The 21,484-nt window shown below is 39.9% G+C and carries 21 protein-coding genes and 1 tRNA gene; 21 read left to right on the forward strand and 1 reads right to left on the reverse strand.

Features of this window, described 5'->3' with window-relative positions; all coding sequences use genetic code 11:
* The 3 genes from J7K40_02420 to J7K40_02430 all read left to right on the forward strand — a co-directional run.
* The coding region (locus tag J7K40_02420) for a hypothetical protein (protein ID MCD6161251.1) at window positions 1-411 on the forward strand (411 nt) is incomplete at its 5' end.
* 40 nt (window positions 412-451) lie between these two features.
* Window positions 452-2,122 carry a hypothetical protein gene (locus tag J7K40_02425; GenBank protein MCD6161252.1) on the forward strand — a complete coding sequence of 557 codons (1,671 nt, stop codon included), beginning with the start codon at window positions 452-454 and terminating at the stop codon, window positions 2,120-2,122.
* A gap of 414 nt (window positions 2,123-2,536) precedes the next feature.
* Window positions 2,537-3,283: a hypothetical protein gene (locus tag J7K40_02430; GenBank protein ID MCD6161253.1), complete on the forward strand. Its 747-nt coding sequence runs from the start codon at window positions 2,537-2,539 to the stop codon at window positions 3,281-3,283.
* Window positions 3,284-3,471: 188 nt separating this feature from the next.
* On the opposite strand, the gene J7K40_02435 is transcribed toward J7K40_02430, so the two are convergent.
* A complete protein-coding gene (locus tag J7K40_02435) occupies window positions 3,472-5,160 on the reverse strand; it encodes a T9SS type A sorting domain-containing protein (GenBank protein MCD6161254.1) in 1,689 nt (562 codons plus the stop codon).
* Window positions 5,161-5,559: 399 nt separating this feature from the next.
* On the opposite strand from J7K40_02435, the gene rpmH reads away from it, so the two are divergent.
* The 18 genes from rpmH to J7K40_02525 form a co-directional block, all read left to right on the forward strand.
* A complete protein-coding gene (rpmH, locus tag J7K40_02440; protein ID MCD6161255.1) occupies window positions 5,560-5,703 on the forward strand; it encodes a 50S ribosomal protein L34 in 144 nt (47 codons plus the stop codon).
* Window positions 5,663-6,019 carry a ribonuclease P protein component gene (gene rnpA, locus J7K40_02445; GenBank protein MCD6161256.1) on the forward strand — a complete coding sequence of 119 codons (357 nt, stop codon included), beginning with the start codon at window positions 5,663-5,665 and terminating at the stop codon, window positions 6,017-6,019. Before rpmH ends, rnpA begins: the two co-directional genes overlap by 41 nt.
* Complete coding sequence (gene yidD / locus J7K40_02450) at window positions 6,001-6,243, forward strand: membrane protein insertion efficiency factor YidD (GenBank protein ID MCD6161257.1); 243 nt, start codon at window positions 6,001-6,003, stop codon at window positions 6,241-6,243. The genes rnpA and yidD overlap by 19 nt, the downstream gene beginning before the upstream one ends.
* 2 nt (window positions 6,244-6,245) lie before the next feature.
* Window positions 6,246-7,970, forward strand: coding sequence for a membrane protein insertase YidC (gene yidC, locus J7K40_02455; GenBank protein ID MCD6161258.1), 1,725 nt, complete (start codon window positions 6,246-6,248; stop codon window positions 7,968-7,970).
* A gap of 85 nt (window positions 7,971-8,055) precedes the next feature.
* Window positions 8,056-9,417 carry a tRNA uridine-5-carboxymethylaminomethyl(34) synthesis GTPase MnmE gene (gene mnmE, locus J7K40_02460; protein ID MCD6161259.1) on the forward strand — a complete coding sequence of 454 codons (1,362 nt, stop codon included), beginning with the start codon at window positions 8,056-8,058 and terminating at the stop codon, window positions 9,415-9,417.
* A 121-nt stretch (window positions 9,418-9,538) separates the two neighbouring features.
* Window positions 9,539-11,347 (forward strand): tRNA uridine-5-carboxymethylaminomethyl(34) synthesis enzyme MnmG, encoded by a 1,809-nt coding sequence (mnmG, locus tag J7K40_02465; GenBank protein MCD6161260.1) that lies wholly within the window; start codon window positions 9,539-9,541, stop codon window positions 11,345-11,347.
* 84 nt (window positions 11,348-11,431) lie between these two features.
* Window positions 11,432-11,971, forward strand: a complete 540-nt coding sequence (gene rsmG, locus J7K40_02470) for a 16S rRNA (guanine(527)-N(7))-methyltransferase RsmG (protein ID MCD6161261.1) — start codon at window positions 11,432-11,434, stop codon at window positions 11,969-11,971.
* 107 nt (window positions 11,972-12,078) lie between these two features.
* Window positions 12,079-12,837, forward strand: a complete 759-nt coding sequence (locus J7K40_02475) for a ParA family protein (protein MCD6161262.1) — start codon at window positions 12,079-12,081, stop codon at window positions 12,835-12,837.
* Window positions 12,834-13,685, forward strand: coding sequence for a ParB/RepB/Spo0J family partition protein (locus J7K40_02480; GenBank protein MCD6161263.1), 852 nt, complete (start codon window positions 12,834-12,836; stop codon window positions 13,683-13,685). The genes J7K40_02475 and J7K40_02480 overlap by 4 nt, the downstream gene beginning before the upstream one ends.
* Entirely contained in the window at window positions 13,682-14,482 is an 801-nt protein-coding gene (locus tag J7K40_02485) for a peptidoglycan DD-metalloendopeptidase family protein (GenBank protein ID MCD6161264.1), read from the forward strand. Before J7K40_02480 ends, J7K40_02485 begins: the two co-directional genes overlap by 4 nt.
* 24 nt (window positions 14,483-14,506) lie before the next feature.
* Window positions 14,507-14,905, forward strand: a complete 399-nt coding sequence (locus tag J7K40_02490; protein ID MCD6161265.1) for a polymer-forming cytoskeletal protein — start codon at window positions 14,507-14,509, stop codon at window positions 14,903-14,905.
* A gap of 33 nt (window positions 14,906-14,938) precedes the next feature.
* Entirely contained in the window at window positions 14,939-15,640 is a 702-nt protein-coding gene (locus J7K40_02495; GenBank protein MCD6161266.1) for a hypothetical protein, read from the forward strand.
* Window positions 15,641-16,034: 394 nt separating this feature from the next.
* Entirely contained in the window at window positions 16,035-18,788 is a 2,754-nt protein-coding gene (locus tag J7K40_02500) for a S8 family serine peptidase (protein MCD6161267.1), read from the forward strand.
* Between the two features lie 299 nt (window positions 18,789-19,087).
* A complete protein-coding gene (locus J7K40_02505) occupies window positions 19,088-19,324 on the forward strand; it encodes a hypothetical protein (GenBank protein ID MCD6161268.1) in 237 nt (78 codons plus the stop codon).
* 83 nt (window positions 19,325-19,407) lie between these two features.
* A tRNA-Asp gene (locus J7K40_02510) sits at window positions 19,408-19,482 on the forward strand.
* A gap of 218 nt (window positions 19,483-19,700) precedes the next feature.
* Entirely contained in the window at window positions 19,701-19,934 is a 234-nt protein-coding gene (locus tag J7K40_02515; GenBank protein ID MCD6161269.1) for a hypothetical protein, read from the forward strand.
* Window positions 19,935-20,056: 122 nt separating this feature from the next.
* Window positions 20,057-20,539, forward strand: a complete 483-nt coding sequence (locus J7K40_02520; protein ID MCD6161270.1) for a hypothetical protein — start codon at window positions 20,057-20,059, stop codon at window positions 20,537-20,539.
* A gap of 272 nt (window positions 20,540-20,811) precedes the next feature.
* The coding region (locus J7K40_02525; GenBank protein ID MCD6161271.1) for an SAM-dependent DNA methyltransferase at window positions 20,812-21,484 on the forward strand (673 nt) is incomplete at its 3' end.

Here is a 21,484-nt window from a genome sequence, read left to right on the forward strand (position 1 = left end):
TATGCTTCTATGTTCCCCTTGATTCTATCGTATTTGAATGCCGGCGGCAATGTGCTTTTAGCTACCAGGTATGGTTCACGGTTTGTTCATGACGAGCTTGAAGATTATGCTCAGATTAGCAGTTGGGCACAGATAGAAGTTTCTATCGATGGTTTAACGGCCGTTGCCGAAGGCTTAGTTGATCAGACCGCAGCCGGGGCATCGCTAACAGATTTACCCGCTCTGCCTACGCATGAAGATGTTACTTTACTCTTCACGGATATGTCTTATGGAGCTGCAGGCGGAATTTTGGTCGAACCTGAGTCCGGCGGTAAGTTCATATTCATGGCCGGCAGACCATATCGCATGGATGCTGATGCCTCTAATGCCAACTATGATTATATGTTAACAAATTACTTTGGCGAGGAATAAAAAATTGATTGGTAAATTAAACATAAGGAGAAAATTAGATATGTTTAGAAAAAATCGTCTGATTTTGCTCGTCGCCGGTGTAGTGGCGATCCTCGCCATCATTATCGGCTGCAGCACTGATGAACCATGGGCGCCAGACCCAAGCAGGCCATTAGGATTAATAATGGTATCTGCGCCTGATGATTCTACATTAGTCCCGAATAATTCCAGTGTGGGATTTGTGTGGACATCTACCGGAGGCAGCGGTAAAATAAATCTCTACGAGTGGTATCTCGCTTCTGCTTCGGGTGATACATTGGCTACAAATGAATCAGCCTGGGCTAATAGCGACAGCGGTATAACCAGCTTTACCTATGACAATCTGTATGGCGGTACGAACACAGATACAATTGGAATCGAATACACTTTCCATGTTAAAGTAAAAGACTCAGAAAACAGTGTAGATTCATTGTCAACATCCTTTACGGTTGCTCCTGATACCGCAACAATTCCTTCCGATACTGATACTCCTACATTTGCAATTGACCAGGCTTTGAAAACCGCGCTAAACGGAGCATTTATTGCTGTTGGCAGTAATCTAACGTTTTCTTGGACCGGGGAGGACGGCAACAATAATGAGGACGACCTCGAGTATCAGGTTGCTTTTCCAACAATAGACGATACAAGCGCAGCTTGGACTATTGCCACGTCTGTGATTTATAACAATGTTGCTGCTGCTGATCCGGCAAAGTTCTTTGTCAGATGCCGCGACCAGGCTGGAAACACAACCGATTGGGATTCGCTTTATTTTGTAGTCAAAGCTGCAGATATTCTGTACATAGATGACTACTTATTCCTGAACGGCTGGGGCGATACTGACGCCGCCAAAGAACGCGACCAAAAGGAATTCTACCGAAGCACCCTCAATCGTTATGCTATGGCTGAGTGGGACTATCACGTTTTTGGCATGCCCGATTCTACCGACTTAGTTGTTGGCGGCAATCCGGTCTATTCCACTATAATATGGTGTTCCGATTCTGAGGTTGGAAACGCAGATGGTACCTGGTGGTATGATATCGTCGGCGGTGATGGATTGGGTGTTTTATACCATTATCTGGAAAGCGGCGGCAACCTGATTGTTACCGGCTCCATGAACTTACCCTGGATGTACAACAACAATCCTCCTGTAAGCGGCGATATAGAATATGACTGGCTGGGTATTTCTGATGATACTACAATCATCGGTTCTATCGATACTGTTGGCTGGTGGTATGATCGTGTGTTTTATGATGCTTATGAGGTTTTTGATACCTTAGGCGTTGCTCCGGATTCTATTGTTGCCGACACAACTATTGATGCTGTTGCCTGGGATTATGAGTGGTGGTTTACTACGGCTACAAAAGATACATTGACTGAGCTTGATTTGCCGAGCAGTATGACTCTTGATATTTCTAAAAATGGATCTCAGGATGATTATGCGACGGGAATTTTGCAAGGAGTAAATGAGAATCATTTCAGAGATGATGGCACTGTAACCGTAGAACCTATCTTCAGATGGGGACCATGGGTTGATGGATCATTGCCGGGTTCTTATTATGGAACTATAGTTGGTCATATTACTACTATCAACGGTGCGGCGAGAACGGCTATGTTGAATTTCGACACCTATTCTATGCCGGTTGATGGTATGCGGCAGACCTTCAGGGCAATCTTACGGGAATTCGGCGAATAACTTGCACTAATTCATAAACAACCAAGCCCGTTTGCTATAATGCAGACGGGCTTTTTTTATACGTTACCATACTCGATATAATAATTGCAGTATAGTTAAAAATACCCGGTTTGAGTATATCTTCTTCGGTTGGAGTCTTGTATAACTTCTTTATATTAAGCAAATTGATAAAAAGGGCGCACTATTACAATTATTCTGTTGACATTTATTGTAAAGCTGATTTTATAGTAATAATAGTAGCCAGAAATTGACTGGATTTAATAATTAAGTAGGAGAACGTGTAGAATTTCAGGATAAGGAATGCCTGACGAATTCACGTATAATTTTTAGCATCATGAAACTTGATAGCCATAGACGCATACAAAAAGATATGTATTATGCTATAAGTGAATTGACAAAAGGGGTATATTTTTCATGTGTTTACATCAAATGAGCAGGCAGGTTGAAATGGATAAACTGTTAATACAAACATTTCCGGAAATGAAAGTCTTAGGCATTATGGGCATTTTTATTGCTCAAAACGATAACTCTCAAAAAGCTTATTGGATTGAGGATAAAGGCAGCAAAGAATTTATCCCATCGGAAAGACTATTGGAAATCCAATCTAATCATCACAGCGTAATTTCCGATGAATTGAAGGATGAGATAATTTCATTTTTACCAACGGTTGAAAAATTCACTAATATCGCATGGGACGAATTTGAGTTGTTCGGGTCGAAATTCACCGCGCTTTTTACAGGCGTATTCATTAGTGATGAGATAATATTTTCCAAATTCAGAAGTATCGTAAATGAATTGTACAAGCCTGACGGTTATAATGAAGTTGCTCAAGCTCTTAAACAGCTAAAAGAAGACCATAAATTAATCGTTAAGGGAGAAAGAATTGCAGCAATTCTTGAAACAGCGGTTGCTATAAATCATGAAATAAATAATCCTCTAACTGCGGCTTTGGGAAATGCTCAACTGCTTCTCTTGGAAAAAGATAATTTGCCCGAAAGTGTTGTCTCGAAATTAGAAGTTATCGAAAGAAGTACTTTAAAAATTCGACAAGTTACTAAAAGATTAATGCAGATTGTTGAGCCTGTTACGAAAAAATATACCGATACTGTTAATATGCTTGATATTGATAAAAGCTCAGTACCCGAAAAAGCTTCTAATTAACCCGCATTATTCATAAAAAATATTGAAATTCATTGCGAGTCCGCCTTAGGCGGACGCCTCTGGCGGACGACGCGGCAATTTGTAACTTGTTTAGTACCATATAAACAGATTGTTTCGCCTACGGTTCGCAATGACTGGTTATTGTAAAGTTATTAATGAATCATTACTATAACGTAGCAATAGATTAGCTATTTTAATAAGAGCATCGGCTTCGCTTCCGTAAGTGTTCCGGCTTTTAACCGGTAGAAATATACCCCGGAAGGAATATCGTTTGAGTTCCAGTTAACCTTATATACGCCAGCTGATTTGTAATCGTTCACTATGGTCTCGATTTTACGGCCGAGCATATCATATATATCAATGGCAACATGTGATGCTTCGGGAATGCCGTATTCGATTGTTGTTTTAGCATTGAATGGATTCGGGTAGTTCTGCGACAAATATATAGATTCGGGCAGCTTCAAGCCGTTTATGTCATCAATGCCGACAACTGTAGTTGTGCGAATCCGGATGCCCAAATCGGCGCTGTAGTTTGCTCCCAAATCGCTCCATGAACCATTAGCGCCGGTATGGCTATAATACGTTGTTGAGGTTTCAAATGAACCCTGGTCATCAATTGGCAAAGGATACCCATAGCTGTCATTTAAAAATTTTACTTTTACATATATCGGATCAGCATTTGTCAATGTCAAAGGAGTCGTCAATGCAATCGAATGATAACCGGCTTCATTAAAGCTGGAATTTTCCTTGCTGGCTAATAAATTAGCCAGGTTCGTACCGTCAAAATCATCATAAATATAAATATCGATATCGGTTGTTATATCTGTTGTCCAGAGTTCAACGCCTGTCAGATATGTATTTTGAGATGGCGTAAACTTGCACATCCCATAAGCTGTCGTGTCATTATAGCCAAAACTCAGCGCCCAGCCGCCTTCATCATAAAAATACAGCTCGCCGTTATCATCAAAATTTTGCCAGCTATACATATAAGATGAGTATTTCCCGATGCTGGCAGAACCATAAGCGATAGTGAAATAGCCGTTTTCGGAGCCATACCCGCATATTCCTCCCCAGCTTGTGCCCCAGCTGTTTTTTACAATCCAGCCGCCGGTTCCGCCGGCATGACTCAAACTATCATCCCAACCGACAATAAATACAGCGTGATTAGTAGTCTCGCCACCGGTATAATAAAGTGTATAGGAGCCATCATAGCCGCCGAATTCGGTATCCCAGGCATCGCCGTTTCCCGCATAAAGAGATGTGTATACCGGTCCATAGTTATAGATATAATTTTTTAGCACCGAATCTTCAGGCACGCTGTTGCCGCAAATCATTCGCCAATCTAATAGCGTTTTTTGAAAAGTGCAGGCTGAGTTGCAAGCGGTATTGCTTGGCACATAAGCATCATCAGCTTCAAGCACAGTGCCGGCTTTGGATAAAAAGTTAGCCATCATCATAAAATTGCCGCCATTACAGCTGGTTTCATAGAAATTGCATTCTTTGATATTGTTTTCGGAGAAATCATAAGTACCGGCACCATCAATTAGCATCTTAGACTCGATATTAGCAAGCGCAGCAAAAGCATAGCATGCGCCGCAGCTGCCCTGATTCCTGACAGCCGTAACCTTGCTTTGCTGACGCCAATCATATTGGGTTGGTAAATCTAATGCAGCCGGATGTTCCGGTATTGTTTGACCTTTCAGATGAGATAAATCCATCGGCGGCGGGATAAAGCCCATACCCGGCGGCATTTCATCTTGCTCGATAGATATTGTTGGCGCAATTGAGGGCATTTTATCCTCTGCAGATAAAGCTCCGGCATAAATGGCAAGGAATAATGCCATTGTAATTACAACATTTCGAGATATTGCGTTCATTTTTCCCTCCTGCTAATAGTAAATAAATAGCTATAACCATAAAACAGTTTACTAATAAAACTACATCGGGCTAATTATAGCTGCCCTTTAGAATCATTATTGTAGAGTGTTCGAGATGGTTTCATATTGATATTTGAAGAATTGAGCCCGATGATTTCACGCGTCGCCAGAAATCCTTTCATTTCACGCGTCGTCAGTCCGCCGAGGCGGATTTCCTGACGACATTCGCGCGTAATGATGGCAGGAAGGGGTTCCTGCCATAGCAAGAAAACCCGCTTGAGGCGGATGATATCGCTTTCAAATAAAATCTTCTAACTTCCTGCAAATATTTTACTTGACGACTCAAAATAAAAAAATATATTAAGAAGTTGTTTTGGATATAAATAGAATGGATAAATTATGAAAAGAACGTTTCAACCATCTAACAGAAAAAGAGTCAACGACCACGGCTTCCGTAAACGGATGTCGACAAAGGCTGGCCGTAATGTCCTAAAAAGACGCCGTGCCAAAGGACGAAAAAAACTCAGCGTTTCAGACGAGTAATTTCCCGAAAGACAACAGACTGCATGGCAGAAATGCTATTAGAAAAGTAATTTTTACCGGCAGGAAAATCACCGGGAACATTATTGAGATACGCTATATCGATTGCGAGTCAACACGGTTTGCTATAAGTGTGCCAAAAAAGTTTGGCAAAGCTGTCGCGAGAAACAGAATTAAGCGTATAATACGGGAATTTTTAAGGCATAATAAAGACAATTGGCCTGAAAACAATTGGATAATAATAAGAATGCTCGGAAAAACGGAAAACGAATCATTGATAATTGAGGAGTTAAGAAAACTATTAAGTCAGATAAGATAATAAATATTCCTGCGAAAACACTGGCGGCTTTAGTGCGGCTATATCAGATTATCATTAGCCCGTTATTTCCAAACAGCTGCCGTTTTTATCCCTCGTGCTCCGAGTATACCCGTCAAGCGCTGATAACCCATGGCGCAATTAAAGGCACAGCATTAGGCATGTGGCGGATACTAAGATGCAACCCTTGGGGCAAGGGCGGCTATGACCCGGTAAACCAAAGGTAGTTATGGATAAAAGATCAATAGTCGGTTTTCTGTTAATTTTACTAATTTTATTCCTGTGGCCGCAATGGAGCAATATATTTAATCCCCAACAGCCAAATAGCGGGCAGGATGAGCAAAACCAGCCAATTGCCGAGAGCGAAAATCATATCGATAAAACACAGACTGAAGACATACATAATTATTCTGAAGAAAATACCTCAAATCAAAAGGATATTAAAGCAGAGAATAAAGTATCCTTAAATACGATTGACCTTGAACCGGAAAAGCTCATAAAGGTCGAAACCGAGAATTTCATAGCTGTTTTATCATCTCATGGCGGATTGCTCAAATCTATGCAGTTAAAAAAATATTTAACTGAAAATGGAGCTGATGGCCATTCGCTTGTTCAGCTTGTTAGCCCGCCCGAAATTAGTCCCTGGGGAGCAAATGGAGCTTTAACGCTGGGTGTCGAGGATAGTCTTTATTCTGTAAACAACATAGCTTATGATGTAATTGGTTATAATACCACATTATTAAAGGGTGATGAGCCTCAAACTGTTTCCTTTATCTATAATGATGATAATGGCTCATCTATACGTAAAGATTTTACTTTCAACCCTGAAGGTTATTCTTTCAAACTTCGCCTGACAATTACAAACGCCGATGCTTTTGGTTTTGATGATGAATTAACTTTAGGCTGGCTGAACCCAACACTTACCACCGAAAAGGACTACAAGGAGGACCTCAGTAAGAATGCAGGTTTCTACTGTATGGGCGGTGAAGTTGTTGAGAGCAGCGATTTGAAAGATGGAAAACTATATCATCGACCTTCCGGTACATCCAAATGGGTAGCAGTTAGATCAAAATACTTTGTTAATGCTATCATCGCTGATTCACAGGAGGGTTCCCAGGTGCTCGTAGTCGGAACTAAAGATGAAATCTTGGATGCCGCGGGTAAACCGCATGAGTGGAAGAAATTCGGCGTTGGGCTGACATTTGATATTAAAGATAATAGTTTCAGCAATGATATTACAGTTTATACGGGTCCGCTGGATTATTACCGTCTTAAGGATTTAGGTTATAACCTAAGTCAGCTTGTTGAAATGGGTTGGAAAGCATTTCGACCGTTTGCTATCGGTATTCTCTGGATTTTCGTTCAACTTCACAAGATACTTTTCAACTATGGACTGGTAATAATAATATTCTCAATCATAATGAAAATAATCTTTTGGCCGCTTACTCGAAAAAGCTCAACCTCCATGATGAAAATGAAAGAACTTCAGCCAAAGATACAAGAGGTTAAGGAAAAATTTAAAAACGACCCGAAGAAATTAAATGCCGAGACAATGAAAGTATATAAAGAATTTGGGGTTAATCCGTTTGGTTCTTGTTTGCCTATGTTAGTACAGTTGCCGATATTTTGGGCAATGTTTTCGGTGTTAAGAAACTCCATAGAAATCAGAGGTGCCGGATTTGTCTTTTACCTAAACGATTTATCTCAAAAGGACCCACACTATATCCTACCGATAATTATGGGTATAGCGATGTTTTTACAACAGAAAATGACCATAACCGACCCGAAACAGAAGATGCTTGTATATATTATGCCTGTGGTTTTCGTATTTTTATTTGCGGGATGGCCTTCCGGACTGGTACTGTACTGGACAATGTTCAGCGTTATCGGCATATTCGAACAACTGATTGTTAAAAAGAGATTAGATGAGGAAAAGCGGTTAGCCACTAAGTGATAAGATGTTATAATGCAGCAGATTGCCCGATTACAAGCGGATGGTTTATAGAATTTCCATTAGCCGATATGAGGGCATTTTTATTATGTATAATTTACACGATACAATATGTGCGATATCTACACCCCCCGGTGAATCAGCCTTAGCGATTGTCCGGCTTACAGGCGATCAATCAAAGACGATTGCCGAGAAGATTATTGCCGAAAAGCAGCTGAGAAACAGACAGACAGTATTCTGTAAAATGATAGATGAGCAGGGCGATATTGTTGATGAAGTAATAGCAATTTGGTATGAAGCGCCAAAAAGTTTTACTGCTGAGGATATGGTTGAGATTATTTGCCATGGCGGATATGTTGTATCGCAACAGATACTGTTGCTTTTATGCAAATCGGGAGCACGTCTGGCCGAACCCGGCGAATTCACACTGCGAGCTTTTCTTAATGGCCGACTCGATTTAACAAGGGCTGAGGCGGTAAACTCGGTAATATACGCTAAATCATCAAAGGCGAAACAATTAGCGATAAATAATCTTGAGGGACGGCTTAATAGCAGGCTTACCGTAATAAGCAATAGTCTTTTTGAGTTGATAGCTATTTTGGAAGCGGAAATTGATTTTGGTGATGAGGAGGCAACCAAGTTAAGCCGACAACAAATCAAGAGCAGGATAAAGTCTTTGAACGAGTTAGTAGATGAGACCATATCAACATATGATATTGGCCGAATATCTGAGGGGCGGGCTCAGGTTGCGATTGTAGGGGCGCCGAATGTCGGTAAATCGAGCCTATTTAATGCGCTATTAAAGTCTGACAGAGCAATTGTAACATCAAAACCAGGTACCACGCGGGATTATCTATCCGAATATATAGATATTGGCGGTTATCCTGTCATATTGACAGATACTGCTGGTATAAGAGATTCTGATGAAACGGTAGAGATTATTGGCATCGATAAAACTAAGGGATTAATTGACAATGTTGATCTTTGCCTCTTTGTACTTGATGTTTCTAGGGCATTCAATGATGAGGATAAGCATATTTTAGATATAATATCAAACAGGTCATATATTCCTGTAATAAATAAAATAGATATAGATTCTATGCAAAAATCGACATATAGTAATTTGTTTGCACAGGGAAATCAGCTGCGCATATCTGCAATTACTGGGTATGGTATAGAGGATTTAGTTATTAGACTTAGAGAAACATTGATAGATAGGTTGCCGGAGCCGCAGGATGGTGTATTGTTATCGCAAAGGCAGTTTGGATGTGCGCAAAAGGCTTCAGGTTGTTTTGATAATACATTGAAAGCTTTAAATGATGGAGAAACTGAGGAGATTATAGTCAGTTTATTAAGAGAGGCACAGAATTATATTGGTGAATTGACTGGCAAGATTACAAGTGATGATATTTTAAATAGCATATTTTCAAGGTTTTGTATCGGGAAATAATATTACAGACAAAATATTTTAAAAGAGCAATAGGAGCGGTGAAAAGGAAAACAGCACTGAATAAAAAGGAATTGTTGACAAATATTGTCATAAATTCCACATTTTTCCACACTTTATCAACATGGATTTTAGTTTAATAGTAATTGGCGGCGGGCATGCCGGTTGTGAGGCAGCTTTAGCGGGTGCAAGGCTTGGTTTATCGACTGCCTTGATCACCTTAAAGACCGATATGATAGCCCAAATGAGCTGTAATCCGGCTGTTGGCGGTTTGGCTAAGGGGCAGTTAGTGCGTGAGATCGATGCGCTTGGCGGTGAAATGGGGTTTTGCACCGATATGACCGGCATCCAGTTCCGTATTCTTAACAGAAGTAAGGGGCCGGCAGTGCATTCTCATCGCGCCCAGGTTGACCGTAAGGCATATCGTGAATATATGATACAAACAGTCATGAATCAGCCCAATCTTGAGGTTATTGAGGACGAGGTTGTTGGCTTAATAGTAAAAAACCGAAAATGTCAAGGAGTGCTTACTGTTTCACGTGAAACTATTTCCGCAAATGCTGTTATACTCACTGCCGGGACGTTTCTCAATGGCATGATTTATATCGGCGAAGATAGATTTCCGGCCGGACGGCTCAATGAAAAACCATCAAAAGGCCTAACCGAATTTTTGATTAAACATGATATTGAAACCGGACGGCTTAAGACCGGTACCCCGCCTCGTCTTGATGGCAACACTGTTGATTTTAGTAAATGCGAACCCCAGGCCGGAGATGAACCGCCACCATTTTTCTCAAATCGTTCAAATCGTGTCAATATTACACAGATTTGCTGTCATTTAACATACACTAATATAAAAACACATGAGATAATCCTGAATAACCTGGAAAAATCTTCCCTTTACGGCGGCAAGATAACAGGAATAGGTCCCAGATACTGCCCCTCGATAGAGGATAAAATCGTCAGGTTCAATGATAAAAACCGCCATCAGCTCTTTCTTGAACCGGAGGGCTTGGATACAACGGAATATTATCTTAACGGTTTTTCATCCTCATTGCCCGAGGCTGTTCAATTGAAAGCGGCAAAGACTATCATTGGGCTTGAGAATGTTGAGTTTAATAAGCCTGCTTATGCAATTGAATATGATTTCTTCCCGCCACACCAGCTTAAACCTACTATGGAATCAAAAATATTGAAAAACCTGTATTTTGCCGGTCAGGTAAACGGCACCTCTGGCTATGAGGAGGCAGCAGCGCAGGGCTTGATGGCTGCAATTAATATATTTATGAGTATTAATGGCGAAAAACCAGTTGTTTTTGATAGATCTCAAGCATACATAGGGGTCTTAATTGATGATTTGGTTACCAAATCGACTAAAGAACCTTACAGGATGTTTACCTCCCGGGCTGAATATCGATTATTGCTCCGTGAGGATAATGCCGAGGATAGACTAAGCGAGATAGGCAGCCAGATTGGGTTATTAAATGGGCGAAACTGGGAAATAATTAAACAGGAAAAACAAATTCGCGACAAGCTATATAAGCTTTTTAATAAAGTACGCATCAAATTGCCTAAAATAGATGGTTCAATAACGGTAGCTAAGGCGGCAAAGCGGCCTGATATTGATTTTAATACTATATTTAGTCAACTCCCTGATTCTTTTAATGAGAAATATCAAGTAATAGAGAAGGTTTTAATTGAAATTAAGTATGAAGGCTATCTCAAACGTCAGGAACAACACTTGCAGCAATTTAGAAAAATGGAATCGGTTGCAATTCCTGAAAATTTCGATTATTCGAGTTTTAAGGGCTTAAAAAACGAAGCGTTTGAAAAATTGGAACGTATAAAACCTACAACCCTGGGACAAGCCTCGAGAATCTCCGGAGTAAGCCCGGGAGATATAGCGGTTTTAATGGTGTATCTTAAGAAGTAATGCAATAATATTCATTTTTTTCAAAGGATTAAATGTATCGTCTGTCTTGCATTTTGATAGGCGAATGCTTATTATCTAATTATTATGTCGGATGAAATATTAATAAAAAGCTGGTTTGATAACTACAATCTTCCCATTACCGATAATCAGATTAATGTTTTATTAGAATATATCAACCTAATAAAAGAGTCATCAAAAGTGATGAACCTTGTTTCAAAAAAAGATATACCGATAATAGCAGACCGTCATCTTTTGGATTCGCTATATGCATTAACCGTTTATGATATCCCGTTAAATGCGAAAGCTGCGGATATCGGAAGCGGGGCAGGTTTTCCCGGGATTCCTATCGCTATCGCTAGACCTGATCTTTCGATTGATTTAATTGAGCCGCGTCTCAAGAGAAGCATATTTTTACAAAAAGCGGTTAACCATTTGGATTTAAACAACGTAGAGATTGTTCACAAGCGTTGGGAAAATGCAGATCATTTTTATGATGTTGCATTATTAAGGGCAGTATTTAAGGAAAAAGATTTACAGAAGAAAATTCTATCATTATTGCCGCCGGATAGCGTCTTGCTGTATTTTGCTAAGTATAATAATATCAATATATTAAAAAGTATTTAAAATATTTGTTCCACGTGAAACATTTTTTCCTTGATTTTTGGGAATAAATATATTAAAATCTAAACACGAATATATTAAATTCATGTAACTTATAAAGAGGTGGTAACATGGCAAAAATTGTAGCAATCGCCAATCAAAAAGGCGGCGTTGGTAAAACCACTACCGCTATTAATCTTTCATCATCGCTAGCAGTTGCCGAACAAAAGACTCTGATCGTCGATATCGACCCTCAAGCCAATACAACATCGGGACTTGGCTATAATAAAAACGATATCGAGAAGTCTGTCTATGATGTGTTAACTACCAATATGCCTGTTGAGGAAGCGATAATCGAAACTGATATCGAATACCTTCACCTGCTGCCATCTAATATTAATCTTGTAGGCGCTGAAATTGAGCTGGTAAATCTCAACGATAGAGAGTTTAAACTTAAGAAGGGATTGGAATCGGTATCTGAATTTTACGATTACATTATAATCGACTGTCCGCCATCCCTGGGCTTGCTTACTATTAACACTTTGACCTGCGCGCAAAATGTTATTATTCCGATTCAGTGTGAGTATTATGCCCTTGAGGGTTTAAGCCAGTTAACGAATACAATCAATCTGGTCCACAAAAGCCTAAACCCTAAACTTGAAATTCATGGAATATTGTTGACTATGTATGACGGACGCCTTAATTTGTCTCGTCAGGTTGCCGATGAAGCAAGGAAATATTTTGCCGAGAAAGTGTACGATACTGTGATCAATAGAAATGTTCGCCTGTCTGAGGCTCCCAGTTTTGGCAAGCCGATTCTTCTTTATGATGTCGAGTGCAAGGGCGCTCAAAATTACATTAAATTTGCCAAGGAGGTGCTGGCTCGATGAAAAGGGTAGCTTTGGGCAGAGGACTTGGCGCGCTGATACCTCCGGGTGACGCCGAAGAAAAAAAAGAAATTAGTGATATTGCCGTAAAACATATTAAATCAAACCGTAATCAGCCGCGAAAACACTTTGCCGAGGATAAGATTATAGAACTTGCCGAATCTATCAAACATAAAGGTTTCATTCAACCGATTGTTGTTAGGAGAAACGGCGATAATTATGAATTGATAGTCGGGGAAAGACGATTTAGAGCCTCTCAATACCTCAACTTGGAAAGAATCCCGGCGGTTATCTATGATGAAGTTTCCAATCGGGATGTTATGGAGATGGCATTGATAGAAAATATACAGCGTGAAAATCTAAACCCGATTGAGGAAGCCGGCGCCTATCAGGTTTTGCTTCAGGATTACGATATTTCCCAGGAGGAATTAGCCGCTCAGGTTGGTAAAGACCGTTCGAGTATTGCTAATTCGCTTCGCCTGTTAACGCTTCCCGAAAGAATCAAACATATGGTTATCGACAGAAGATTGACTGCCGGAGCGGCGCGAGTAATTTTAGCTGTACCGGGAGAGAAAGAAAAACTAGATCTTGCCGATAAGATTATTAAGGAAAAACTCTCTGTAAGAGAACTTGAGAAATTAGTTTATGGTGAAAGCAGAAAGCGTTCGGCGAGACGGGCGGTGATGAAATCATCCCACCTGCTGTCAATCGAAGATAGATTAAAAAGCATGATGCAGACCAAGGTATCTATATTGCCCCGCAAAAAGGGCGGCCGTATTATTATTGAGTACTACAACAATGATAGCCTAACAAGGATTTTAGAACAGTTAAAATTTACCGAAGCATTATGAAAAAGTATATTGATATATTAATTGTACCACAAGGGCAAGAGCCGTCATTTAATTTTAGGCTATCTTCTATCGTAGCGAGGATTGTAATATTTCTCGTTGCCTTGTGGATGATAAGCCTTATAGCGGCGACGATATTTTATGGTAAGATATCCTATAGAGCCATGGAAGCTGATTTACTGGAGAACGAAAACGAGAAATTGAGAGATTATAGCGCCAGGGTTGTTGAAATAGAGAGAAGTTTTAATAAAAATCAAAAGTTGGTTGCTAAAATTGCCAGTTTAGCTGGAATTGAAATTGATGACATGAATTCCTCCTATGAATTGCTTGATGATTCTCTGCAAATCGATACCGCCAACCAAGAAACTGTCGCCGGTTTTATCGGGGATATTGTACCTCTTTCAACTGAAGAGTTGGAGAAATTTAGAATACCCCAGGGCAGGCCATTGTATGGCTGGATAACCAGGGGATTTAATAATGGCGAGGATGGACAGGAAAAACATCTCGGCATTGATATTGCTGTTCGGGAAGGCACGCCTATTGTTGTTACTGCAACTGGCGTTGTGGTTTTGGCGGGTTGGGATGATGCTTTCGGGAATATAATTATGGTTGATCATGAAAATGGATATAAAACCGTATATGGCCATAACCAGAAAATGATGACCAGCTTGAACGAAAAGGTATATAAAGGTGATGTCATTGCTTTGTCGGGTAATACCGGAAGGTCCTCTGCTCCGCATCTTCATTATGAAATACTAAAAGATAATATAGCGATAGACCCATCACCGTTTCTGGATTAACATAAGCTTTTAGAAGGAAATAAAATGTCAAACAAAGATTTGAAAAGTGAAGGTAAGCTCGACACTATCATTGGTAAGGGAACTAAGATTGAAGGAACGATAACCATCGATGGTTCCACTCGTATTGATGGATTCATTTCAGGGAAATTAATATCTAATGATGTTGTAACTATTGGTCCGAACGGTGAGGTAAAAGCTGAGGTTAAGGCTAAATCTATAATTCTTGGCGGACGAGTTGAAGGCAATCTTGAAGCTTCTGAAAAAGTTGAGCTTCAGGCTAAATCCGAACTTCGCGGCGATCTTATTGCAAAATCATTGCTAATTGAACATGGCGCGCTTTTTCATGGCAGTTCAAACATGATAAATAAATCGGTAAATCAGATTGCACATCCTGATAAGAAACAGGAAATACAAAAAAAATAACCGTTTTTTATTATAAATTAAGGCAGTATTCAGATGATAAAAGCTATTCTTATAGCTGTTTTATTACTTGGCATTGGCGTAATTCTATTAATATTATTTTTACTTCGCTTAATTCGCCGATTGTCTTTCAATGCCTCGGAGGGTAAAGCTAAGACTATTCCGGGCAGTGTTAGTTATTGGGCGATTTTCTTGGCAACTATTCTGTTTATAATTTCCTGGCTATTTTTCTGGAGCGCTAATCAGTTAAAAAGTTTCCACTCGTATGAACCATCTAATGTAATCGGTTATATCGAGGTTAAACAAAAAGGCGATCTTGTAAAATCAATGGAGATTAATTATTACCCATTCCAAGAGGGTGTACTTAGCACGCCAACTACATTTTATCTATCCGGTAATTCATGGAAAATACAAGGACAGTATATAAATTTATCTAATTATCTTACGCTAATTTTTAATGGTCCTGATTACTGTAAAATCTCTGAATTCTTAAGCGATTATAAAGGTCATAAACCACCCGGAGCAGATGCCCCCATACTGAATACTCAACATATTAAGGGAGGCGCTGTTGACCTTGAAAGCTTTAGCGGTATATTTGGGTTGGCAAAAGGCGTTTCCAAGGTTGGTGAATTTGAAAGCGAGTTTATTATGCTAAAACGATTTGGAAAATACTGGATTGTCCTATCTGATAGCGGTATTGTCAGTTTGGAAACGAAAGCTCCCCTTTATAAGCAGTAATATTCTTTTACGTAGCCGCACCTTAATTTCATATTAAATGCACTTCATTTTAATATTATTCCTATAACGTAAAATTTTCGATAAAATTAAATTAACCGCAAATGTTACAATATTACGTGTTTACAATATTAACAACGTTACTGTTTTCATCATAAGCAAAGTGCTTTATCTTATTGTTAAGGTTATCATTATAAGCATTTTATAATATTTGTTGTATATTGTAACACCTATGATATTTTACTTACTGTGTGTTTTTTTAACTTGTTGTTATGTATAACAAATAACGGGGTTTCTTTATTTAATCAAAGGCATGCTTTTTGCTATATTTCTTAAGGAATTATGAATTCATTGATGGTAATATATTTAATTTTTTAAACACAAAGAAGGAGTTGGAATGCTAAAATCCAATGTGGTGAGTTTATTGCTTGTTTTACTGGTTGTTTCAATGGCATGGTCTGGTGAAATCAGTCCGTATCTGGCGGATCATTTACAGGATATGACCGCCAGCAGCGAAGTAGATGTTGTTGTAATGATGAGCGACCAGGTAGATATTGTCTCGTTAAAAAGACAACTAAAACAGGATAATGCTACGCTGGCTGAGAGAAATAGAATAGTTATTGAAGCACTTCAGGAAAAAGCGAATCTAACACAGCAATCAGCGGCAACTTACCTTGATGATTTACAATCACAAGGTCTTATCAAACGCTATAAAAAGGTATGGATTGCCAATATGTTCATTGTTACTGCCAATAAGGCAGGCATTGAGGCAATTGCAAGCTTATCCGAATTTTCGGATTTATACTACAATTATATAATTGAGGGTATAACTCCGGTGGAAATCGGCAAGAGCGATCCTCCGCTAACAACTTCCATTGAAATAGGTTTGGCTAGAATAAACGCTCCGGCGGCTTGGGCTGCCGGTTTTACTGGCGCTGGCAGGGTAGTTGCCAATATGGATACCGGTGTTGATGGCAATCATCCGGCTTTCAGCGACCGTTTCCGCGGTGATGTTGATAATGACGGCGATGTTGATGAAAGCTGGTTTGATCCATATGCAGGATGGACATTCCCTCAGGATTCCGGTAGTCATGGAACCCATACGATGGGAACAATTTGCGGTTGTTCTCCCAACGGTGATACTATTGGTGTTGCCATTGAAGCCCAATGGATTTCTGCCGCGCCTATCGACAGAGGCGGCGGAATTCCCGGCACAATTGCTGATGCAATCCTATCGTTTCAATGGTTTGTCGATCCCGATGGCAATCCTGAAACTCAGGACAATCCGGATGCTGTTGGCAACTCATGGGGCATTTCACCAATTTATCATGGTGTTCCTGCCTGTGATGAAACCTTCTGGGTGGTTATTGATAACCTCGAAGCTGCTGGTACTGCGGTTGTATTCTCAGCAGGCAACGAGGGTAATCAGGCTGATGCTGTAAGAACACCTGCCGATAGAGCGACAACGGAATACAATTGTTTCTCGGTTGGTTCTGTTAATGGCAATCTTCCGCATTTACCTATATCAAGTTTCTCCTCATGCGGTCCGGTGTATTGCACGCCTGATGGCTCGATGGCATGCAAACCTGAGGTGGTGGCTCCGGGTGATAATATTAGAAGCTCTGTACCCGGCGGCGGCTATACTACAATGAGCGGAACATCTATGGCATCTCCTCATATTACCGGCGCTATCGGTGTGATTCGTTCGGCGAATCCTGATCTTGATGTTGATTCAATCAAAGAAATACTGCTGGCTACTGCCTATGATCTTGGCGATGCGGGTGATGACAACACATATGGCTATGGCATTATAGATCTTTATGAGGCTTGTTTAGTAGCTCAGCAGGGTTATGGTTTTGTTGAGGGTTATGTTTATGATGAGGAATCAAATCTGCTTGACGGCGCTTTAATAGAAGTTGATGGTTCGACCAGATTATCTTACACTGATGAAAATGGTTTTTATCATATCGGACTGCCGGCTGACACTACATATACGCTTATCGCCAGTTTCTTTGGACATTATACCGATACTGCAGCAGTTACGATTACAGCCGACCAAACAGTTAACCAGGATTTCTATCTTGACTATGCTGATTACGGTTTTCTTCATGGTTATGTTTATGATTCGGATTCCATTGCTTTAGAAAATGCAGTGCTTTCTGTTAATGATACTCCGTTAGATGTTGTATATACCAATAGTGATGGCTACTATTATTTTGATAATATCCCATGCGGCGCAACCTACAATATCGAGGCTGCCGCTAGTGGCCATGGCTGCGGTTTAGCAAGCGTATATATTCCCGAAAACGATACAGCCTCACAGGATTTCTACCTTCAGATGCTCGAATCATTCGAGTATGATAATGGCGGGTATGTTGGTAGTGGATGCTGGCAATGGGGATCTCCCGGCGCGGGTCCTGACAGCGCATACGATGGCAGCAATGTCTGGGGCACTACGCTGAATGGCGATTACCCAAACAATGTCGATGACTGGTTGACGACTATCATATACGAAGTTGGTGATCAAGCGAGTTATTCATTCTATCACTGGTTTGACATAGAAAACAGCTGGGACGGCGGTAATATTCAAATTACTACTAACGGCGGTTCGACTTGGAATGTTATCACTCCGGAGGGCGGCTATCCGGATAATAGTGTTGTTGGCTTAGATTACGAACCTGGTTTTACTAATAGTTCCGGCGGCTGGCAGCCATGTGTGGTCGATCTTTCTAGTTATGCCGGTCAAACTATACAACTTGCATTCCGTTTTGGTACTGATGGTTCAGTTAATCGCGATGGTTGGTTTATTGATGCTGTAGTATTAAACCCGGGTATTAATACAGGTATTAGTGATGAAAATATTGTTATTCCTTCTATTTTCTCATTAGCGCAGAACTATCCTAATCCGTTTAATCCAACTACTGAAATCTCATTTAATTTGCCTGTTTCCGGTTATACAACACTTGAGATTTACGATATTATTGGACGCAGGGTTAAAACGCTTGTCAGTGAAGAGTTAAATGCCGGCACGCATACTGTTACTTGGAACAGTTCTGATAATAGCGACAACTCTGTAGCTTCAGGTGTTTATTTCTACAAATTGAAACAAGCTGATGATGTTGTTACTAAGAAAATGATGATGCTGAAGTAAACTAATTAGCAAGAACGATAAATTTAAAGGCGGTCGGTTTGGCCGCCTTTTCTTTTGGTTTGTAGGCTAAAACATATTAAAATGGGATAGGGAATCGAAAAATAGAATGTAAATTTGATGGAAATAATCATTCCTCATAGCTGCCAAGCGTCACTTGGTAACCAGGGCTAATGTTGAGAAATTTATAAATAATTCGGGTTAACTATATTTCATAGGAGTATTACTAAAATTCGCTTGACATTTCTTAAAAATGATTTAGTTTCGAGTGTTGTTTAATATTTAGATGATTGGTTAATGTTATGGCTGCAAAGGGAAAAACATCGAAAAATACTGAAAAGAACTTGGGATTCGGCAAGTTGAATTTTATTTTATTGGCTGTTGGCTTAGGGATGATAGTTATTGGTTATATCTTTTTAGCTATAGGAGATATAACAATTGCACCCATACTATTAGTTCTTGGCTATTGCGGTGTACTCCCGGCGGCGATATTAGTACATAAACGCAATGGAAGTGGCGCTCAATCGTCTGAATCCTAAAAAGAGCTGTAGTTAAGTTTGGTTAGAGTATCCCGATTTTAGAGTCGGGAAGGCTTTAAGTTTTTTAAAATAGATAATTTTACGGGGTTGTAGTTCAGTTTGGTTAGAACGTCTGCCTGTCACGCAGAAGGCCGCGAGTTCGAGTCTCGTCAACCCCGCTTTTTTTATGCCCTTAAAAAGCAACATATTACATTACAGGACAGTGGGTTACGGTAGTTTTCTTTGTGCTGCTATTTTACTTAATTTCACTTATCAGCGACATTTATAATTCCCGTCTGACGACAATTAGAATTCCCTAAAATCTACAGCCACTTTGGTCATTTCGGTCTATGATAATAACAGATAATAGGTTATGGTGTCCAATCCTTGAAATTTTATGGGCAGCAGCTTAGGCACTATGGCCACAACCAGAGAAATGATAATGATGCAGCGAAATAAGAAATTCATTAACAGCTCAAATCTCAGGCAGAAGCTGAAGAAATTACAACAGACCGATACCCGACTTGACGAAAAAGACGCCCTGCCAAAAGAGGATGACATCAGTCCGGTTTTAAAAGAGATTCAAGAAATCGACCATCTTATTAGCGAATCGGCTACAAACAGGCAATAAGAGCGGGCAACTGCCAAGATGGCAGGATAATTGGAAAACTATAATGGAATATTATCGAAGTTATTAAATATTAATCTAGTAATCTTTACCAATAATGGCAGAGATTCAATCAAAATAAAAACATGTTTATTGATTACAATAGCACTATATGCTTTATATCTAAAATCAGCGAGCCTTATAAATTTCGGTACCATATAAGAGCGGACTTAGAAAGGTATGGCAATGATTACATCAAAGAAAAGCTGGGAGTAACTGATCCCGATATTCAAAAACAATTACAGAATGAGTTTTACAAAGCAACAAAATCTTATAAAAAGTCTAAACAGAATTTGCTTGAAAGGCATACATTGAGATACCTGAAAACGGATTTTTCATTCTATCTAACGGATATAACGCCCGATTCAGCGACAATATATTTTGAGAAAGGTCTTGATGCGTTGTATCCAGGCAAGCCTCGCGGATTGAAAAATCCACCACATGGATGTCCTTGGGCGGTTATTTATAAAACAGATACTCCGGAGATTATTCAAGCAAAGCTATATGACGCCTGGAAAAGTTTTGGCGTTGCCTTACATAGAAAATTAAAGAAAATAATGGGTTGGTAAACCCAACCTTTCAGCCCCTGCCATTTATTTGGTAGGGGCTTTTATATTGTAAACCTTTTATCAGGTTGAAAATGAGCATATCGTTATGAAATCAAATTAGTATCAATAAAATACTGTATTTGATGACACTATAAGAACGCATTGTTAAAATGATTGTAAACTCAGTTTGCATATTGCCATCATAATATTGACTAACTTTCAGATAATACATATATTGCCCCAATATAAAAATTGGGCTGATAGCATGCGATAAGCATTGAGGAATATCTAATATGGCAGTTAAAAAAAGCGAATTATACAGCTCCCTGTGGTCTGGTTGCGATGAGCTAAGAGGCGGCATGGATGCCAGCCAATACAAAGACTATGTGCTGGTTATGTTGTTCATCAAATATTGCAGCGATAAATACTCCGGGGTGCCTTTTGCCCCCATTATCATTCCCAAAGGGGCAAGTTTCAAAGATATGGTAGAGCTCAAAGGGAAGCCTACTATTGGCGATGACATCAACAAGAAAATTATTGCGCCATTAGAGAAAGCCAACCATTTGTCCGATATGCCTGATTTTAATGATGTAACCAAACTCGGCAGCGGCAAAGAAATGGTCGACCGCCTGACTAATCTCATCGCTATTTTTGAAAACAAAGCGCTGGATTTCAGTAAAAATCGAGCAGAGGGCGATGATATCCTTGGTGATGCCTATGAATACCTGATGCGTCACTTTGCTATTGATAGCGGCAAAAGTAAAGGTCAGTTTTATACACCTGCTGAGGTTAGCCGTATCATAGCAAAGATTATCGGGATTAGCACTGCTAATACAACCACCTCTACTACAGCCTATGATCCTACCTGCGGTTCCGGTTCTTTACTCTTAAAAGTAGCGGGTGAAGCTAAAACTAAAATTACTCTGTACGGACAGGAAAAAGACTCCGCCACATCAGGTTTAGCCC

It is taken from the genome of Candidatus Zixiibacteriota bacterium, from assembly GCA_021159005.1.
Classification (GTDB): Bacteria; Zixibacteria; MSB-5A5; order UBA10806; family 4484-95; genus JAGGSN01.

What these genes read in the sequence shown, in the direction of transcription:
- J7K40_02520 (MCD6161270.1), top strand. Translation starts at nt 20,057, where the DNA reads ATGTTTATTGATTACAATAGCACTATATGCTTTATATCTAAAATCAGC.
- yidC (MCD6161258.1), top strand. Translation starts at nt 6,246, where the DNA reads ATGGATAAAAGATCAATAGTCGGTTTTCTGTTAATTTTACTAATTTTA.
- J7K40_02430 (MCD6161253.1), top strand. Translation starts at nt 2,537, where the DNA reads ATGTGTTTACATCAAATGAGCAGGCAGGTTGAAATGGATAAACTGTTA.
- J7K40_02480 (MCD6161263.1), top strand. Translation starts at nt 12,834, where the DNA reads ATGAAAAGGGTAGCTTTGGGCAGAGGACTTGGCGCGCTGATACCTCCG.
- mnmE (MCD6161259.1), top strand. Translation starts at nt 8,056, where the DNA reads ATGTATAATTTACACGATACAATATGTGCGATATCTACACCCCCCGGT.
- rsmG (MCD6161261.1), top strand. Translation starts at nt 11,432, where the DNA reads ATGTCGGATGAAATATTAATAAAAAGCTGGTTTGATAACTACAATCTT.
- J7K40_02475 (MCD6161262.1), top strand. Translation starts at nt 12,079, where the DNA reads ATGGCAAAAATTGTAGCAATCGCCAATCAAAAAGGCGGCGTTGGTAAA.
- rpmH (MCD6161255.1), top strand. Translation starts at nt 5,560, where the DNA reads ATGAAAAGAACGTTTCAACCATCTAACAGAAAAAGAGTCAACGACCAC.
- J7K40_02515 (MCD6161269.1), top strand. Translation starts at nt 19,701, where the DNA reads ATGGGCAGCAGCTTAGGCACTATGGCCACAACCAGAGAAATGATAATG.
- J7K40_02490 (MCD6161265.1), top strand. Translation starts at nt 14,507, where the DNA reads ATGTCAAACAAAGATTTGAAAAGTGAAGGTAAGCTCGACACTATCATT.
- mnmG (MCD6161260.1), top strand. Translation starts at nt 9,539, where the DNA reads ATGGATTTTAGTTTAATAGTAATTGGCGGCGGGCATGCCGGTTGTGAG.
- J7K40_02500 (MCD6161267.1), top strand. Translation starts at nt 16,035, where the DNA reads ATGCTAAAATCCAATGTGGTGAGTTTATTGCTTGTTTTACTGGTTGTT.
- J7K40_02495 (MCD6161266.1), top strand. Translation starts at nt 14,939, where the DNA reads ATGATAAAAGCTATTCTTATAGCTGTTTTATTACTTGGCATTGGCGTA.
- J7K40_02485 (MCD6161264.1), top strand. Translation starts at nt 13,682, where the DNA reads ATGAAAAAGTATATTGATATATTAATTGTACCACAAGGGCAAGAGCCG.
- J7K40_02435 (MCD6161254.1), bottom strand. Translation starts at nt 5,160, where the DNA reads ATGAACGCAATATCTCGAAATGTTGTAATTACAATGGCATTATTCCTT.
- J7K40_02505 (MCD6161268.1), top strand. Translation starts at nt 19,088, where the DNA reads ATGGCTGCAAAGGGAAAAACATCGAAAAATACTGAAAAGAACTTGGGA.
- J7K40_02425 (MCD6161252.1), top strand. Translation starts at nt 452, where the DNA reads ATGTTTAGAAAAAATCGTCTGATTTTGCTCGTCGCCGGTGTAGTGGCG.